We start from the raw sequence: 18,222 nt of genomic DNA, 5'->3' as shown, positions 1-18,222 counted from the left end.
AATGAAGAATGTTATTGAAATCGTTAGAAATGTAGACCAACTAATGATTCCAGAAAATTTTGTTGGGATAGGTTCTACTAGAAAGGTATTTCGTTTTAAACATTGGGTCATAAAAAAGCATTTACACGAAATTGGTTTTATACAAAGTCAAAATGAACAAAAAATTCATCATGCATTAAAAGAGAAAGGATTAGCAGATTCCGTAGCTCCTATTTTGTACTTTGATGAAAAAATCTCAATACAACCATATGTTCAACCATTACCATTAGTTAATGGTGAAACATTTGACATAGATTTTAATATTGATTTGCGAATATCCACTAATTTAAAGGCAGCAATCGAAGAAATTGATCGAGTTTATGATGGATTTGACTTTTTGGATAGCAGTAATTATGGCGAAGACAAGCATGGTCAATTGATGTTATTAGATTATGGCATGACGAAAACTTTGTATGAAACAAAATGGGTTCCGCTCGCAGAAGCTGGCGTGTTACCACAAATTTATTTTGAGCCATGTATAAAATGTGGTGTAGAAAAAGAGCTTAGAATGTATGGAGAACATGATACGGATAGAAGATGTTACGAATGTGGAAAAGAGTAGCAGTATTTCTATGATGATATTTTTTACAGTCATATCTTAAGGGTGTAGCTTTTTTATTTTGCACTTATAATGTTAATAATAGTACCAACTACTAATGTTTAGTGTTAGAATAAGGTGATAAATCCTTTGGAGGTATTTTAATGTTAGATATTCAGCAAATACAAGAAGTCCTTAGACATCGTTACCCATTTCTTTTAGTGGATAGAGTATTGGAATTAGAGGAAGGTAAGAGCGCTGTAGCAATTAAAAATGTGACGATAAATGAAGAATTTTTTAATGGACATTTTCCTAATTATCCGGTAATGCCGGGCGTGTTAATTGTAGAGGCTTTAGCTCAAGTAAGTGCAATTATTATGCTTACAAAAGAAGGCAATCAGGGGAGACTAGGATTACTAGCAGGTATCGATAACTGTCGTTTTAAAAAACAAGTGAAGCCTGGTGATCAGCTCCGTCTTGAAGTGGAAATTACACGCTTAAAGGGTGCTATTGGTAAAGGACGAGGAATTGCAACTGTAAACGGAGAAATAGCTTGTGAGACAGAGCTTATTTTTGCATTTGGAAGCTAAGCCAATACGTTTAAAAGTGCTGCAAAAATTCATTGCAGTACTTTTTTCTATGTTTAAAGGATATTAAAAATAGTTGTTGAATAATATAAATAAGTGACTTCGAAATGGAGATGGTTACATGAATTATTCCTTAGCTCTTTATATAGCCACTTGTATCATGCAATTCATCATCCTTACAAATATTACGCTATTAAACAGTCAATGGAATGGCATTATGATGTGGCTATGTACAGGAATTTTTATTTTCTCAACTGCGGTTTTCATCTCAAGCAAATCGAATAAAAGAGGTTCTAATGAAGGAAATCCTAAATAAAAAATAGAGTTGATAATCTCAAAATCAACTCTATTTTTTTGCCCACTTGAATTCTAAAGTAGGACTTACTTCATTTTGTTGTCGTGTTAAATTGTTGGCTCATCACCAAAAGTTGTGGGTGACATTTGTTAAAATGAATGCCATATAGGTTGATTTTCGTTACGGCTGAGCGACTCCTAGGGGATTAGCGGCACATCGGACGCCCCCTGGAAGCTTTGCTCTGTGCGAAAGCGAAGCGTCAGCAAATGTTTTCTGTAGCGAAAGCGAAGCGGCAGCTACAATTGTTTTATCTGTGCGAAAGCGTGGCGACAGCCACAACATATGTTTTCTGTAGCGAAAGCAAAGCGTCAGCTACAAATGTTTTATCTGTGCGAAAGCGAAGCGACAGCAACAAAGCGCCCAGTCGGAACGGAAATCAACTACACGTTATGGTGATGAGCCAAATTGTTTTAAAATAGACATAAAAATCCATAAATAAAAAAATTAAGAAAAACAGATGGATGTATAATTAAACTAAAAAAACGGGGGAGATTTTATATGTCGGAAAGCACACCTTTTATTAAAGATGTTCCTGATGGAGATGTAAAATTTTCAGTTATAATACCTGCTCATAATGAAGAAAATTATTTAGGTAAGTGTCTAGAGTCAATTGCAAAGGCTGCACAACCATTTAAAAATCAAGTTGAAGTCATAGTCGTGTTAAATCGGTGTACGGATAGAACGGAAGAAATTGCACAATCCTACAACTGTGTGACATTGAAAAATGAAGATAAAAATCTATCTAAAATTAGAAATGCTGGAGCTGCTTTAGCAAAAGGCGAAATACTGATTACAATTGATGCCGATACTAGAATGACAGAACACTTGTTATCTGATGTTGAAAGATATTTAGCATCCGATCAATACATTGGAGGAGGCGTGAACGGCAATTTTGAACGAATGTCTTTTGGTATAGTTGTTTCTAGCATGCTATTAATAGTTCCTTTACTGTTCAAGTATGGTTTTATCTCTGTAGGGATTTTTTGGTGCTATAAGAAAGACTTTTACGCCATCAAGGGTTTTAACGAAAATATGCTAATGGCAGAAGATGCTGATTTTGCAAAGCGCTTAAAAGAATGGGGTAAGAAAAACGGTAAAAAATTTGGAACGATTAAGAACGGAATGATTACTTCCTGCAGACGATTTGACCATTATGGGGACTGGGTATTACTAAAACGGCCTGGTTTGATTTTAGCTTATCTCAAAGGCAATAATCAAAAGGCTGCGAATGAAGCCTATTATGATGATCAAGCAAGATAGTGTAGTAAAGAATGCTTAATGGCTAGTATCCCAGATTAAAAATCACTAGACTAAAAGAGGTGATAAGCCATCTTTATTACATTTTCGAGTATTATTGGAATTGAAAGGGTGGTGGGGATGAGTAATAGGACAAAGAACATAATTATTTTTCTTCTAGGATTTTTTACGTTTTTTATTTTATCGACTTTATACCGTATCTTTTTCTAAAAGGAGAAAAAATGCGAATTTTCTTTGTTAATTTAAGTTAAGGAATTTTATTACAACCCCCTACAACATACCACTTCATACGAGATCCAATCTAGTCTAAATGAAAAATCTCAAAATGCAAGCTGTAAGTTACTTAAGGTGTCATAAAAAATCAGGTGTGTTGATTAACCATTTTTATACATTTTAAAAGGCTGATTTCCGCTACGGGCTACTCGCTTTCCTGCGGGCGAGCGTCGAGCCGCTTCCTCCGCTCCGCTCCGTGCAGGGTCTCGTCTGTCTCGCTATCCCGCGGGAGTCGAGTAGCCCTACGCTACAATCAGTTAAAATGGAAATATATTAGCAAAATGGTAACAAAAAATCCTTTTATCGCTCAATAATAAACCTATTTTTTCCTAATCAACACGCCTGATAAAAAATATAAAATGGATTTTGTCGAAAATAACATACAACGTTTATTCCTTCATATAATTTTAGTATCTGAAAGTTTGGGTGACTTTGTTCTGACTATCAACAAGTTTTCTAGTCAAAATACGTTCATTAAATCAGGTAAAACAGTATGAGAGGATGAGGGGGTTTGAAACATCCCAGCACAAATATTTTAGAAAATAAAGAAGAATTATTTATACCTGAAAAAGCATTAAATAAAGATTTTTGTGATCGATTAGTAAAAAAAATTCATAAAAATATACTGAATGAAAATATCGCAAACGATGTTTATATGTCATATTTTGTTATTTTTGATCAGCAATATACATTGAAAGAAGTATGGTATTTATTAGATGTTTTGAAATTGCAAGCAAATGAAATTATTAGATCTAAGCCAGTTTATATTACATTAAGTGGTGTGATATTATCATTGATATTAATAATTGCTTCTGCCATTAATACGAAGCTGGTAATTGGGATCTCGTTTGTCCAAATATTTGCCCTAGCAGTTTTGAGTTTTAATGTAGCGATATTGTTTATTTCCTATAAAATAGAAAAAGAATATAAAAAAATATATGAAGTCATTAAGTTAATTGACTATTATTTAAGTTTTTATAAAAAGTAGCAAATCAAAATCAAGTATCCGAATTCGCTTCGCTTTCCGCGCAAGACGAGGCGTGAAACTTTACCATTTTTCATGCCTCCAATGGAAAACCTCAACTGGTTCACCGTAGTTCTCCGATTACTCCATTAAGAATACGCTAATTTTCATTTTTTATTCTGAGTAAAAATCAAAAAAAAAAGCATTTTTTTTATAAATCCTCAAATAATAAGTACGAAATATTATTTGGGGAAGTGAAGATTTGAAAAAGTTTTTCCTGTTAGTATTACCTATTTGTCTTTTAACTGTCTCCTTTTTTTATGTAAAAGTCAGCGCAGAAAAATATGAACATAAAGGAAGGAAGTATTATGAAGAAGCAGGGCAAATTGTTTGGGAAGTCAAAACGGATGAAAAGATTATCGCTCTTACCTTTGATGATGGGCCACATCGAAAGTATACATCTCAGATTTTAGATGTATTAGACAAATACAATGCCAAAGCTACTTTTTTTATAGTCGGTCAAAATGTAGATAAAAATGCTGAAGTTATTTCAAGAATGTATAATGATGGTCATGAGCTAGCCAACCATACATTTTCCCATCCTTTAAGGACGAATGTTCCAAACTTACTAAAGGAGATAGAGCAAACGAATAAAATCATTTATAATATCACAGGATTTACTCCTACTTTATTTCGACCTGTTGAAGGGCAGTATTCAGATGCAATGATTGAAGCGATTGCAAAAGAAAAATATAAGGTTGTGATGTGGTCATGGCATTTAGATACTTTAGACTGGAAAAGTCCTGGTACGGATAGAATTGTAAACACTGTGTTAAAAGGTGTGAAAGAAGGGAATATCGTTCTTTTTCATGATGGAGGAGGAAATCGTCAGCAGACTGTCAAAGCATTGGAAAAAATATTGCCTGAGCTTGAAAAGCAAGGATACCGATTTGTCACAGTTTCTGAATTACTTGACGTGCAGAGTAAAAAAGACAAAAACAAATAAGTATCGTAATGTTTTCACTACAACTAATGTGTAGAAATTAAATAATTTTGAAAATCAGGCTAAAATATAAATAGCCTGATTTTTTCATTTTCTAAGAGCAGTAACGCGCCCGGCCTAAAAGGAAATCAGCCCTTTATTATGGTTATGAACTCCATAAAAAGATATAATTACTATAATACATAGGGGGAGATTGTCATTGAGTAAAGTTGAATTGGTTGAATTAAATAATGAACTTTTAGAGGGTATTGGGAGCTATTGTCTTAGAAGTAAGAAGAAATCAACTGGCTACATAAATAAAAATAATTGGCTGAATAATAGATTTGAAGAGGGCTTAAAATATGTCCAAATAATCGACAATAAAAAACAAGTCGGATTTATTGAATATACTGAAGCTGAATATTCATCAAGAGTCGTTCACGCCGATGGTTATTTAGTGATTCATTGTTTGTGGGTAAGTGAAGTTGGAAAAGGTTACGGTACTCGGTTAATCCATAAATGTTTAAAAGACGCAAAAAAGCTAGCAAAAAAAGGTGTTGTTGTTATAACGAATTCCAAAACATCTTGGACGCCAAGTAAAGAGATATTTTTGAAAAACGATTTTCAACTTATTGATTCGGCGCCATATGATTTTGAATTACTTGTCTATCCTTTGACCAACGAAGTCAAACAACCTTATTTCCCAACCGATTGGGAAGAACGATTAAAAAAATTTACTAACTTAACTATTTTGCGTTCATTCCAATGTCCATACGTTGAAATTGCAACTGAAAACATTTTAGCTGGTGCAAATAAATTGAATATACCAGTTGAACTTATTGATTTCCAAGATAGAGAAGAGTTGATGGCATTATCACCAACCCCGTATGGTATTTTTTCTGTCATTTATAAGGGACAGCTTATTTCATTTCATAGGCTAACAGTTCATTCAGTGATAAAAAAATTAAGAGAACTTATTTAAAAAAACTTAGCGCAAATACATTAAAAATACTAGTGAATTCGGATGAAAATAGTGTGGTTATTAATGCTTATAAAAACACAGCGGAAGTTACAAAAGGTGCATAATATAGAGTGAAATCAATTATCTATCTTCGAACTAAAAACGATAAGATAGTTTGATTCTTTACAATGTATTATCAATCATCCTGCTTTTTGGCTATTGAACAAGGAGAAGGGGGGGGATCACTTTTGGTAACAATTCGCCAAAAATTAGTAGCAGCTTCGCAAGCAGTTAAACTTACAAATGGTAAAAATAATGCAAAAAAATATATTGTCGTTCATGAAACCGATAATACGAGCATTGGAGCAGATGCGGATGCTCATGCTCGTCTACAGATCAATGGCAACAGCAGGCAAGCTAGCTGGCACTGGCAAGTGGATGATAAGGAGGCTATCCAATCATTTGAACATTTTTGGGAATGCTGGGGAGCAGGAACATATGTCGGAAATAATCAAGGTATTCAAGTGGAAATTTGCGTAAATAGCGATGGTGATTATTTTACAGCTGTGCAAAATGCAGCGAATTTAATCGGAAAAATAATAAAAGATGAAAACATCGCAATTCAGAATATTGTTCAACACAATTATTTTAGTGGGAAAAACTGTCCCCGTAATCTTCGCGCTGGAAAAGTATCGTGGTCTCAATTTATTGAAATGATAAAAAAAGCTGGAGATATTCCGACATCACCAGTAGAAACGTTGAAATATCGTATTATTACGGGAACCTATAGTACCCTTAAGGCAGCAGAAAGTGCTGCACAGGTGATGAAAACAACGTTTGGCTGGCTTGTTTACATTGAGCAAGATGGCACATATTATCGTATTAGAACAGGAACTTTTACTGGGAATAATGCAGCGAAAAATGCTGAAAACAAAATAAAAACTGCAAAATTGGCGCAAGTTACGTATATTATAGATGCATAAGAGAACATTTATCTTCATTCAGCAAATGTTTTCTGTAGCGAAAGCAAAGCGACAGCTACAATTACGCCAAGGCGAAATTTATTTCTATTAATCTGTGAGGATTTTAGTTGACTGCTTCTAGGAAACGGGTAAAATAGAAAAGCAGTACCATTATATACCTATAACTTAGCAGATAACAGAGGTGCCTCAGAAAGTGCTTCTGAAGCACCTTTACCTTAACTAAAATCTAAAGCAATAACTACTACATAGAATACAAAGCGACTAAAGTGAAAAGTTGCTTTAAAATGCTGGATTTTATGAAGATTGTTATAGGATAAGATTTGTCGTGAAATTTTGTCAGTCTTTTTCTTTTCGTCTTCTCTATAACCTGTTAAGATGGTAGTAGTGTGACAACAAGTTAGTGTATATGAGAGTGGTGACAATCAAGATGGATGAACAGAAAAAAGATGGTATAGAACAGCAGCAAGAACAAAAACAAGCTGAAGTAAAACCAGCAGGGAAATTTATACAATTAAATCCGTTTAAATTTATTATGCTAATGTTCTTTACAATCCTTATTACTGCAGGCTTAACGATCTTTGCGTTAACATTCGGTGAAAAGAAAGTAGTTGAAGTGAAAGTACCGAGTGGGCGTGCAGAATTTGCAAAATTATACGAAGCCTATGATTTACTTAAAAACAAGTATTACAAAGATATCGATGATGAAAAAGTGGTCGACGGCGCTATTAACGGCATGTTCGACGCATTAGGAGATCCGTATTCTGATTTTATGGTGAAGGAAGAAGCAGATCAATTTCAGTCTGGTTTGTCTTCTAGTTTCCAAGGAATTGGTGCGGAAATTCAAGAGCGTAATGGCTTTATTACAGTTGTGTCACCTATTAAAAATTCACCTGCTGAAAAGGCTGGATTATTACCGAAAGATATTATTTTAACGGTTGATGGGAAAAGCATTCAAGGATTAAGTGCTTCTGAAGCGGTGGCGCGTATTCGCGGTGAAAAGGGCACGCCTGTAAAATTAACCGTGAAACGGGGAACTAATGCTGAGCCTATTAATATGACGATTGTCCGTGACGAAATTCCGGTTGAAACGGTTTACGGTGAAATGCTTGAAGGGGACATTGCCCATATTCAAATCACGTCATTTAGTGAAAATACAGCAAAAGAATTTGAGAAGATTCTTGCAGATTACGAAGGCAAAGCAAAAGGTATCGTATTAGATTTACGTCAAAATCCTGGCGGTTACCTAGAAGATGCGATAGAGATTTCGAATCTATTCGTTCCAGAAGGTAAACCAATTGTTCAAGTACAACAAAAAGATGAAGAACCGAAAATTACAAATGCAATTGCTGGTAAAAAATATAATCTACCTGTGACAGTTATTGTCGATGGTGGCAGTGCTTCTGCTTCTGAAATTTTAGCTGGTGCATTAAAAGAATCTGTTGGTGCTAAAATTGTTGGAGAAACATCGTTTGGTAAAGGTACAGTGCAAAATGTTGCACCATTAAAAGATGGCTCTAACCTTAAATTCACAACAGCTAAATGGCTAACACCAAATGGTAACTGGATTAATGAAAAGGGCATTGTGCCAGATGTTAAAGTGTCATACCCACCTTATGCATCATTACCATACTTGGATCCATCTATGGAAATGAAATTGGGTGTGCAGTCTAACTCTGTAAAAGCGGCACAGGAGATGCTAGAAGTTCTAGGATACAAGCCTGGTAAAGCAGACGGCGTTTTTGGTCAACCGACTGAAAATGCAGTGAAAAAACTGCAAGCTGCAAATGGTCTTAAAGAAACTGGTGTATTAACTGGTGATACAACGTATGCTTTAATGGATGCGTTACGTGTAAAAATAAAAGCAGATGATCCTCAATTGTTAAAAGCAAAAGAACTGCTTACTGGTACGCCAGCAAAAACTGAGTAAACTACAAACTAACAAAGTAGCTGTCGCAGCAGGCGTTTCTAACGGCCTATTGCGACAGCTTTTTTCGTGGGAGGTAATGATTGTGAAAGACGTATACTTATTTAGTGGCTTTTTAGGAAGTGGTAAAACATCTATGTTAACGGACGTTATTCGACAACTGAAAGAAAAGAATTTAAAGCCCGCTGTCATTATGAATGAGCTTGGAAAGCTGCCATTTGACTCACAAGCTGTGGAAAAGGATATTCCGCTAAAAGAGATGCTAGAAGGCTGTATATGCTGCTCTGGTGCTGAAAAAACGGAGGCGCAAATTCAATCTCTTCTATTAGATAGTGATTTTGATGTCCTAATTATTGAAACAACAGGTGCTGCACATCCTGTAGAAGCCTTAGACGCTGTTTATTCACCGTTATTTGCGGAAAAGTTAAATGTCAAAGGAATTGTCACAGTTGCTGATTCAAAGCTATGGCTAGATCGTGCAACCTTAACCCCGCAAGTGCGCTCCTTATTTATGGAACAAATCCGTCATGCTCATTTATTATTGGCCAATAAAACGGATTTACTAACAGAGGCAGAGCAAGCGCAAGTCGTTTATGAGCTACAAGGTTTTAATCCACATGCTTTTATTTTACAAACAACAAATGGCCGAGTACCGTTACGTTTATTAGAAGATTTAAAGGCAACTGCACAGGTGGATGCTCAAGATATTGTGAAAGCCCCAATAGCATCGTTGCATCTCGGATCACGATTAGTTGAATTTAAGGACGCTGACTTTACACAAGAGCAATTTGAGGATTGGGTACGTACATTACCTGAAACCGTGTATCGAATGAAAGGCTACGTGCCAATTGAAGGTGTAAAAAATCCTATGTTGTTTCAATATGCTTACGGTATGGTCCAATGGCTTCCTGAGTACGTGAAAATGCCTGCAAAACTCGTTATTATTGGTGAGGATGTAGGAAGCTTAAACGTTTTAGGTCATAATTAAAAATTTGCTCATCGCCCAAATTTTTGGATGACATTTGTTAAACCTATACCTTGTATATAAGTTGATTGGAGTGGAGACCGAGCGACTTCTTAGGGATTTAGCGTCACAGATAAGAACCGGGAGCGAGCTTCGTGAGTGAAGCGGTTCATCTGACGCCCCTGGAAGCTTTGCTCTGTGCGACAGCAACAAATGTTTTATCTGTGCGAAAGCGAAGCGACAGCAACAAATGTTTTATCTGTGCGAAAGCGAAGCGACAGCAACAACAAATGTTTTCTGTAGCGAAAGCAAAGCGCTCAGTCGGAACGGAAATCAACCACACGTATTGGTGAAGAGCCTAAAGATTTGCTGAGCTAGTGAATATAGACATTTTAAATCTGCTAATTTCTACTAGTTGGACGAAAGACCTGTTCTGTTGTCTTACTTATAGTAGAAATATTAGCAGATTTTTTTATGTGGAAAAGTAGAATAAAGGAAGCGTGTTTCGATATTTACATATTTTATTTCTCGGATAATCTACTTGAATATTGAAAAAAATTAATAGTTTTTAAGGGGTGTCAACCCTATTTGAAACGTAAGTATTTCATAGACTGGTGAAACTTACTAAAAATTATTGTAAATAAACCTTTATTTGACGCGAATCTAATTCACTGATGGCGTTGTTAGCAGATGCTGGTAAAAAAAATAATGAAATCGTCCTTTACGATTGGTTGCAGAGAAGGAGGAATTGCAAAAATGAAAAAAACACTAACTGCAATTTGTGCAACATTTCTATTAGCAGCTCCAATTCAAATGGCTTCTGCTGCATCTAATACTACAGAGGGGAACTCAGTAAAGGAGACAACAGACTGTAATAAAGTTTATTATTATAAATGGTCAAATCAATGGTCGGATCAATGGTCAAATCAAAAGTGGTATGTAAATCTACCACAAACACAAGTACCATCAAAAGAAACACAAGCACCATCAAAAGAAGTTCAAAAACCAAGTGACAATACACAAACAAAAAATAATAATACACAAACAACTCAAAAAGATAATACATCTCAATCAACAACTACTTCAGATGTGAATGCTTTTGAACAAGAGGTAGTAAAATTAACAAATGCTGAACGTACAAAAGCTGGTTTAGCACCGTTTAAAACAGATGATCAACTGATGGCAGCGGCTCGTGAGAAGTCACAAGATATGCAATCTAAAAACTACTTTTCACATACAAGCCCAACATTCGGTTCACCATTCGATCGTATGAAAGCTTTAGGTATTAGTTATAAGAGTGCAGGTGAAAACATTGCACAGGGTCAACGTACACCTCAAGAAGTAGTACAAGCTTGGATGGATTCACCAGGTCACCGTGCGAATATTTTAAATGAGAAATTTACGCATATCGGTGTGGGTTATGTGAAATCAGGTAACTACTGGACGCAACAATTTATCCAAAAATAATAGTGTAAATTAAATAGCTTCATTGAATAAAAGGATGTCTACTAAGTCATAACGCTTAGTGGACATCCTTTTTAGTTGCGAATAATTTTGACTAAAAACAAGTAAGTACACTACAGGGGATCGTTGAATACAGTAGATATGAAGAAAATGGGCTTCACTATGCGAACTAGCAGATAGTCGAATATTTTACAGTAGCGTTTTTAAAGGCTAACGAACCGAAAATGGAGAGTGATGTATGATATTAATAAAATGTGGAGAATGCGGTAAATTAATAATAGATAGAGCAAAAAGCTTGTATAACACTCAAGAAGATAAATTTTACTGTAATGAAGGTTGTGAAAGGAAGGACTTGGAAGATATGGACAGTCAAGTTCCTACTATAAAAAATAATAATAAAGGGCAATTGTATTGGGATATTCAATAGAGTATCAGAGCTAATAGCTTTAATCAATACATGTAGAACTTACCTCATTAGATGATGTTGTTGAAAAAAACTAATGTAACGAGTGATACATCTATAGGGGAATTAATTTTTAACATAGAAGAATAACTACACAATGGGGTAAAGTTGCTAGAACACTCATAGCAGCTTTAGCCCCATTCTTAGAATCATTTTCTCAAGCTACATTAGCAAAATCTACAGTAAAATTGATAGAAAAATAAGGTTTTTTTCATATATACATACCCTTCCGTATTTTTTAATATTTCATTATATATTTGGAGTATATAATGTCGTAGTAAAGAAAAAGAAATTGACCAATATGTACACACCATTTGACGATTTTACTAGAGGAACTAAGAGCATTAATAGCAGTAGAGATTTACAAGAAAAGACAAAATATATAATCCCAGACGAAAAAGATGAGTCTAGATAATGTAAATGTAAAAGGGATTTATTCAATGCTGATAGATTCTTGGGCGTTTTTTACTTCTATAATGTAAAATAGCAAACTAGAACAATGTCTAGTTTGCTAATTCTACTTTGGACTTGCTTGTAATTCTTTTTTGAATAAGTAACAAACGTATTAATAAAGTAATCGCTCCTGTTGTCAGGCCTGCAACAAGTCCAATCCAGTAACCAAACGGTCCGAAATCTGTATGAGTTGCAAGAGTGTATCCGACAGGTAAGCCTATTATCCAGTATGAAATTATGGCCATAATAAAAGTGATCATAACATCCTTATAGCCTCTCAAAGCCCCTTGTACTGGCGCTTGAATAGCATCGGATAACTGGAAAATGGCTGCGAATACTAAAAATTGTACGGCATACTCTATTACTTTGTTATCGGTTGTATACATATTGGCAACGGGTTCTCGAAGTAAAAAAAGGATACAAGCTGAAATAAAGCTAAATATTATCGTAGTACCAACACATAAATAGCTGTAGATTTTAGCATCATGCATACGACCAGCACCGATTTCAAAACCTACTAATATCGTAACGCCCATCGAAATACTAAGTGGTACCATGTACAGTAGGGAGGTGAAATTCAATGCTATTTGATGAGCTGCAATGATTTCTGTACTAAAACTACTCATCATCATAGTGACGGCGGAAAAAATACTCGTTTCTGCAAAGATGGATATTCCAATTGGCACACCAATGATTAATATTTCCTTCCAACGAAGCCATTCTAATTTTGGCCAATCATGGAATATGCGAAAGCGTTCAAAGGGCACGCGTTTTGCAATAATCCAAACTGTGATGAAGAAAATTAGCCAGTAGGTGATCGCCGTTGCAACGCCAGCACCGACCCCACCAAGCTCTGGCGCTCCAAATTTCCCAAAAATGAAAATATAATTTAACACAATGTTAATGGGTGTTGTAAGCAATGTAATAATCATTGTGACGCGTGTTTGTCCGAGCGCATCGATGAAACAGCGCATGACAAAAAATAAAAAGAGCGGCAAAAGACCAGCGCACATCGTATAAATATAGGACTTAGCTATAGTATGTACAGAGGCTTCTAAATTCATATTGCCTAGAATCCAATCAATACCAACGAATAACGCTATAAAAATAAGTACTACAAGAATGATAGCTACATAGATTCCTTGCTGAACTGCCTTCTTAGCTTGTAACTCTTTTTTAGCCCCGACAAGCTGTGAAACAATAGGTGTAATCGCAAGTAGAATTCCAGATAGTCCTGTATAAACAGGCATCCAAATGGAAGAGCCAATCGAGACTCCAGCTAGGTCAGTAGTACCGTAGCGACTCGACATTAAAATATCGAAAAAAGAAATAAAATAAATGGCTACTTGTGTGACTAAAATAGGTAGAATGATTTTTAAAATCAAGCTGTATTTTTCTTTTAACGTAGTTGTTTGTTTCATATTGTCTAACTTCTTTCATTAACATAATTAATTAGTATAGCACATGAAATAGGCGAAAGTGGAAAAATTAAAAGCTTCATCTATATCTTTTCGTCCGCATATAGTAAAATAAAAGACTGTAAACAAAAAGTAGTGACGCTTTTTAAGGAATAGGAGAATTTATGTGAAACAACAAACAATCATTTTAACCGGTGGAGGGACAGCTGGTCATGTATCGCTCAATCAAGCGATACTCCCGTCTTTACTAGAACTAGGTTATGATGTCCACTATATTGGGTCAGACCAGGGCATTGAAAAAGAATTAATAGGCGAGGCATTCCCTAATGTTCCGTTTTACGGTATTTCAAGTGGAAAATTGCGTCGTTATTTCTCAATGAAAAATTTTACTGACCCATTTAAAGTGCTTGCTGGAATTATGCAGGCTTTTCGTATTATCAAAAAAGTGAAGCCGCAAGTTATTTTTTCAAAGGGTGGCTTTGTTTCTGTACCCGTTGTCATGGCTGCGAAACTTGCTGGTGTTCCTGTGGTCATCCATGAATCAGATGTTACACCAGGCTTAGCCAATAAAATTGCGCTACCATTTGCATCACATATCTTTACAATTTTTGAAGAAACATTGCAGCACTTACCGAAAGAAAAGGCAACGTGCACAGGATCCATTATTCGCCAAGAGTTATTTATGGGAAATCGAGCGAAAGGGTTATCCCAATGTAGCTTTACAACATTAAAACCTGTCCTGCTTGTAATGGGAGGGAGTTTAGGTTCAGTTGTCTTGAATGATGCACTTCGTCAAAATTTACCCGAGCTTGTCAAACAATTTCAAATCATTCATTTGTGCGGTAAAGGGAATTATGACAAATCATTCGAGTCTATGCCTGGTTACAAGCAGTTTGAATATGTGACAACAGAATTACCGGATTTATTACATGCGGCAGACTTTATCGTCTCACGTGCAGGTTCCAATTCGATTTTTGAATTTCTAGCACTTCACAAGCCAATGTTGTTAGTGCCTTTATCTGCACAAAAAAGTCGCGGCGATCAAATATTAAATGCCAACTTATTTAAAAGACAAGGCTACGCAGAAGTATTACAAGAGGAAGAGTTAACAAAGGAATCCTTTAAAAAATCGGTTCATGTGCTGACAGAGCGCAAAGAAGAAATGGTCGCGACTATGGAAAAAACGCAAAGACCGAAAACGCCAGATGAAATGGCGAAACTGATTTTACAATATAAAAAGTAAGCTCTTTACTTGATATGCTTCAGGCGAGTAGTTACAAAAATGAAGCCTTACTGCATACAAACCCGAAAATAAAAGCTATGTGCCTGTCACCATGACAGGACACATAGCTTATTTTTATAAAAAATATCTGGAAATTACATCGCTTGTTCTTCGCCTTCTGCCATTTGATGGGCTGTTGTAAGATAGAACAAGTCTTTTGGAATTTTAAATAAATTAAATTGCGCTTCGCCTCTGTTTACTTGTGCTAATAAAGTCGGGTGATCTTCATTTGCACTAACGACATAAGGTAGCTTTAAGGCTGCGCGTTGTGATTTAATATTTTCAACACGAATACGGAGAAAAACCGTATGGAAATTATAATCGAAAAATAGTTCGTTCAAAAAAAGCATTTTAGCTTTTTGGTTATAACCTAACCCTTGATAAGGGAGTCCAATCCACGTTCCTAAAAAGCCTGCACCATCCTCCACATCATGAATGCTAATGGTGCCGATTGGTTGACCCCAATCATCGGTAATAGTCCTAGAAATAGCGAATCCCTTCGCTTCTTCTTCAATCAGTTGTTTTGTCATAAACCAATATTCATCAGCTGATGTGGCTTTTTGACGGACAAATGGGAAAACAGAAGGGTGTGATAATAGCTCATAAAGCTCTGTACATTCATGTAGGTCTCGATGTTTAAGCATACGAAACGCCTCCTTTACTAGGGTAGTTAAAACAATTCCTTTAAAGCATAAAGAAGAAAACTAAAATTCGTACTGGAATTAAAACCCAAAGAACTAGACGTTACAACTATGATATCCATAATTTCCCGCTGTCTTACTGATTTTTCACCCATACCGAAAAAAGGGTAGTTTTTTTAATATAATATAACAATCATCATGCTTAATGCAATCATTTTTCTCGATAAAACAAAAAATAAGTTCATTAGTCAGAAAATTCCGGAAAGTATATTTTAAACAAAACAATTAAATTTGTTATATTCTAATTTTGGGAGAGGTAAGTCTAAAATATCAATTTTCTATATGAAGATATTCGAATAATGTTTCTTTAGCATCATGCTTTTTCTTCAAAAGAGGTAAAATATCAAATATTACCCTAAAAAGGATATAATTTTTTCGATTCAAAAAGGGTGATTCTTTGATGTTATGTTATAATAGTAGTATTGATTTTTTTTGTATAAACAATCTATAAAAATCCAATTTTAAATATGAACGACTTATGGGGGTGACAGCATGAAATATCTTTTAAGCGAAGATATATTTAATGAATTGTTTATGGGCAAAGATTTTGTCTTTCTAATGAAAAAAGTGGGAGACGATTATCAATATATTCGCTTAAATCAAGCAGCTCGAGCTTTGTTATCGCATGATGCGATTGGGAAAATGCTTTCTACCCTTACCTCAAGTCGTAATTTTCAGATAATTCTAGAAAATTACCATCAAGCAATTGAAAAGCATAGTCAAGTAGATTATGTGGATTATGCTTATTTTCAATCTGAAGTTCGTAAATATGAGACATCTGTTCGTCCGCTTAAAGATAATAATGAAGACTATATTTTAGCCATAACAAAAGAAATTCATTATGATCGAAGCATTGAAGATAAGTTTTTATTTATGCGCTCAATGTTTGATCATGCCTTTTTTTCTACGGTCATCTTATCAGCTGCCGGGGCTATTTATGAAGTGAATTCCTGCTTCATGGAGGACTTTGAATTAAATAATGAATCGGTCAAACACAAATTATTCGTGGATCTACCAATTGTTCCTAAAGATGAGGTAGAAAACATACAAAACTATTTACAAAGGGCAGCGATGGGCGAAAATATTGGAGAAAAACTCATCAAGTTTCATACACTGGATAAAAAAGAGCGCACGTATTTACTTTCACTCGCTCCTGTAATGCAGGGAGATAACTCTTCGGCTATTTTTCTAATCATGCAGGATTTCACACAATTCACTCAACAAAAAGCGGAGTTACGCTCAAAATCTCATGGTTTAGAAGTTTTTAAGGCTGCTCTAAATTCTGCAACATCAATTGCTGTTTTTGATATGGATGGAAAAATTATAGAAGTTAATGATTTATTTTTAAATGCGTCTGGTTTCACTGCAGAAGAACTAATTGGACAATCTTTTAATTTCATTAAACCTATATATCATTCCGTGGACATCATACAATCGATCAATATAACGGTTGGAGCGGGGGATATTTGGCGAGGGGAGTTGTGCTACCGTACAAAATTTCATGCGGATTACTGGGTAGAAGCAGCTATAGTTCCATTAAAAAATGAATTTGGCACGACAGAACAATATTTATCCATTAACTATGATATTACGGACAAGAAAAGAATGTTAACGGAATTGAAAAATATTGAACGAACATTTCGTCTTATTACAGAAAATACAAATGATTTGATTGTCATTACAAACGAAGATGGCATCATTATTTATGCCTCACCATCCTATAAGATTTTCTTAGGCTACGAGAATGTAGATTTACAAGGTCAGTTTTACAGTGACATTGTTGATGACGAAAGTAAGAAGGCTTGGCAAACGTTTCTAAATAATTTTTCAGGTCAAACAGATACACAGTTTGAGCTACTGCTTAAAGCAAAGGATGGTACACCAGTTTGGACTGAAGGAAATGTAACGGTTGTACATGATCCAGAGCGCGAAAAAGTTTCACAAATTATGATGGTGTCCCGTGAAATAACCCATCGTAAGGAGCGGGAAAATAATCTATTATATTTAGCGTATCACGATACGTTAACACAGCTGCCAAATCGTCGGTTTTTACAAAAGGAGTTCCCGAAATTAATGGCAGAAGCGCATGAACAAAATGTGTGTTTAGCTATGCTCTATATCGATGGGGATGACTTTAAGAATGTTAATGATTGTTATGGCCACGATACAGGGGATGATTTTATCCGGAAGTTTGGTCAGGTTTTAATTACTGCTGTACGTAGCCATGATTTAGTTATTCGTATTGGCGGCGATGAATTTATTGTCGTGTTAACGGGTTTAACCCAGGATGATAAGAAAAGACATACACAAATAATGCACATTATTAATCGCATCCGTAATGAACTAGAAAAAGGTTGGACCATCGAAAGTCATCACTTTGCTCCAACTGCCTCCATTGGGATCGCCTATTATCCGGATCACGGTAAAACATTAAATGATTTGCTAGAATTATCCGATCAAGCCTTATATAAAGCGAAGGAATTCGGGAAAAATAATCATTATATTGCGAATGCGCATTAAAAAAAGTCTGTACAAACAAGTAATTGCTTGTGGTACAGACTTTTTGTTTGATGTTATGCTATAACAGTGCTACGGGGAAACCCTCGTAGTTATT

General features: G+C 35.3%; 18 protein-coding genes. 16 read left to right on the top strand and 2 right to left on the bottom strand.

Going from position 1 to position 18,222, the window contains the following annotated elements; genetic code table 11:
* Nucleotide 1 precedes the first annotated feature (1 nt).
* From QRN68_RS10900 to QRN68_RS10835, 14 genes are all read left to right on the top strand, one after another.
* The gene (locus QRN68_RS10900; protein WP_285396909.1) at nucleotides 2-601 is read left to right on the top strand and encodes a protein kinase family protein; all 600 of its coding nucleotides are present in this window, start codon (nucleotides 2-4) and stop codon (nucleotides 599-601) included.
* 140 nt (nucleotides 602-741) lie between these two features.
* Complete coding sequence (gene fabZ, locus QRN68_RS10895) at nucleotides 742-1,167, top strand: 3-hydroxyacyl-ACP dehydratase FabZ (protein WP_285396908.1); 426 nt, start codon at nucleotides 742-744, stop codon at nucleotides 1,165-1,167.
* Nucleotides 1,168-1,285: 118 nt separating this feature from the next.
* Nucleotides 1,286-1,480, top strand: coding sequence for a hypothetical protein (locus QRN68_RS10890; protein ID WP_285396907.1), 195 nt, complete (start codon nucleotides 1,286-1,288; stop codon nucleotides 1,478-1,480).
* A gap of 245 nt (nucleotides 1,481-1,725) precedes the next feature.
* Nucleotides 1,726-1,938, top strand: a complete 213-nt coding sequence (locus QRN68_RS10885; RefSeq protein ID WP_285396906.1) for a hypothetical protein — start codon at nucleotides 1,726-1,728, stop codon at nucleotides 1,936-1,938.
* A 79-nt stretch (nucleotides 1,939-2,017) separates the two neighbouring features.
* Complete coding sequence (locus tag QRN68_RS10880) at nucleotides 2,018-2,779, top strand: glycosyltransferase (RefSeq protein WP_285396905.1); 762 nt, start codon at nucleotides 2,018-2,020, stop codon at nucleotides 2,777-2,779.
* 781 nt (nucleotides 2,780-3,560) lie between these two features.
* On the top strand, nucleotides 3,561-4,037 hold the full coding sequence (locus QRN68_RS10875) for a hydroxymyristoyl-ACP dehydratase (RefSeq protein WP_285396904.1): 477 nt from the start codon (nucleotides 3,561-3,563) through the stop codon (nucleotides 4,035-4,037).
* Between the two features lie 238 nt (nucleotides 4,038-4,275).
* Nucleotides 4,276-5,019 (top strand): polysaccharide deacetylase family protein, encoded by a 744-nt coding sequence (locus tag QRN68_RS10870; RefSeq protein ID WP_285396903.1) that lies wholly within the window; start codon nucleotides 4,276-4,278, stop codon nucleotides 5,017-5,019.
* Between the two features lie 196 nt (nucleotides 5,020-5,215).
* A complete protein-coding gene (locus tag QRN68_RS10865) occupies nucleotides 5,216-5,977 on the top strand; it encodes a GNAT family N-acetyltransferase (protein WP_285396902.1) in 762 nt (253 codons plus the stop codon).
* A 227-nt stretch (nucleotides 5,978-6,204) separates the two neighbouring features.
* The gene (locus QRN68_RS10860; RefSeq protein ID WP_285396901.1) at nucleotides 6,205-6,939 is read left to right on the top strand and encodes an N-acetylmuramoyl-L-alanine amidase; all 735 of its coding nucleotides are present in this window, start codon (nucleotides 6,205-6,207) and stop codon (nucleotides 6,937-6,939) included.
* Between the two features lie 427 nt (nucleotides 6,940-7,366).
* A complete protein-coding gene (locus QRN68_RS10855; protein ID WP_285396900.1) occupies nucleotides 7,367-8,866 on the top strand; it encodes a lmo1851 family serine protease in 1,500 nt (499 codons plus the stop codon).
* An 82-nt stretch (nucleotides 8,867-8,948) separates the two neighbouring features.
* Nucleotides 8,949-9,851 carry a CobW family GTP-binding protein gene (locus QRN68_RS10850; RefSeq protein ID WP_285396899.1) on the top strand — a complete coding sequence of 301 codons (903 nt, stop codon included), beginning with the start codon at nucleotides 8,949-8,951 and terminating at the stop codon, nucleotides 9,849-9,851.
* A 131-nt stretch (nucleotides 9,852-9,982) separates the two neighbouring features.
* Nucleotides 9,983-10,180 (top strand): hypothetical protein, encoded by a 198-nt coding sequence (locus QRN68_RS10845; protein ID WP_285396898.1) that lies wholly within the window; start codon nucleotides 9,983-9,985, stop codon nucleotides 10,178-10,180.
* Nucleotides 10,181-10,583: 403 nt separating this feature from the next.
* Nucleotides 10,584-11,294, top strand: coding sequence for a CAP domain-containing protein (locus QRN68_RS10840; protein ID WP_285396897.1), 711 nt, complete (start codon nucleotides 10,584-10,586; stop codon nucleotides 11,292-11,294).
* A gap of 235 nt (nucleotides 11,295-11,529) precedes the next feature.
* Nucleotides 11,530-11,718: a hypothetical protein gene (locus QRN68_RS10835; RefSeq protein WP_285396896.1), complete on the top strand. Its 189-nt coding sequence runs from the start codon at nucleotides 11,530-11,532 to the stop codon at nucleotides 11,716-11,718.
* 539 nt (nucleotides 11,719-12,257) lie between these two features.
* On the opposite strand, the gene QRN68_RS10830 is transcribed toward QRN68_RS10835, so the two are convergent.
* Nucleotides 12,258-13,628, bottom strand: a complete 1,371-nt coding sequence (locus QRN68_RS10830; protein WP_285396895.1) for an MATE family efflux transporter — start codon at nucleotides 13,626-13,628, stop codon at nucleotides 12,258-12,260.
* Between the two features lie 163 nt (nucleotides 13,629-13,791).
* On the opposite strand from QRN68_RS10830, the gene QRN68_RS10825 reads away from it, so the two are divergent.
* Entirely contained in the window at nucleotides 13,792-14,868 is a 1,077-nt protein-coding gene (locus QRN68_RS10825; RefSeq protein ID WP_285396894.1) for an undecaprenyldiphospho-muramoylpentapeptide beta-N-acetylglucosaminyltransferase, read from the top strand.
* A gap of 134 nt (nucleotides 14,869-15,002) precedes the next feature.
* On the opposite strand, the gene QRN68_RS10820 is transcribed toward QRN68_RS10825, so the two are convergent.
* The gene (locus QRN68_RS10820; RefSeq protein ID WP_285396893.1) at nucleotides 15,003-15,551 is read right to left on the bottom strand and encodes a GNAT family N-acetyltransferase; all 549 of its coding nucleotides are present in this window, start codon (nucleotides 15,549-15,551) and stop codon (nucleotides 15,003-15,005) included.
* A gap of 549 nt (nucleotides 15,552-16,100) precedes the next feature.
* Between QRN68_RS10820 and QRN68_RS10815 the strand changes: the two genes are divergently transcribed.
* A complete protein-coding gene (locus QRN68_RS10815; RefSeq protein ID WP_285396892.1) occupies nucleotides 16,101-18,128 on the top strand; it encodes a diguanylate cyclase domain-containing protein in 2,028 nt (675 codons plus the stop codon).
* Nucleotides 18,129-18,222 lie beyond the last annotated feature (94 nt).

This window comes from Lysinibacillus sp. fls2-241-R2A-57 (assembly GCF_030209535.1).
GTDB lineage: Bacteria > Bacillota > Bacilli > Bacillales_A > Planococcaceae > Lysinibacillus.
The sequence above is the reverse complement of the archived record's forward strand: the minus strand, read 5'-3'. Positions and strand labels throughout refer to the sequence as shown.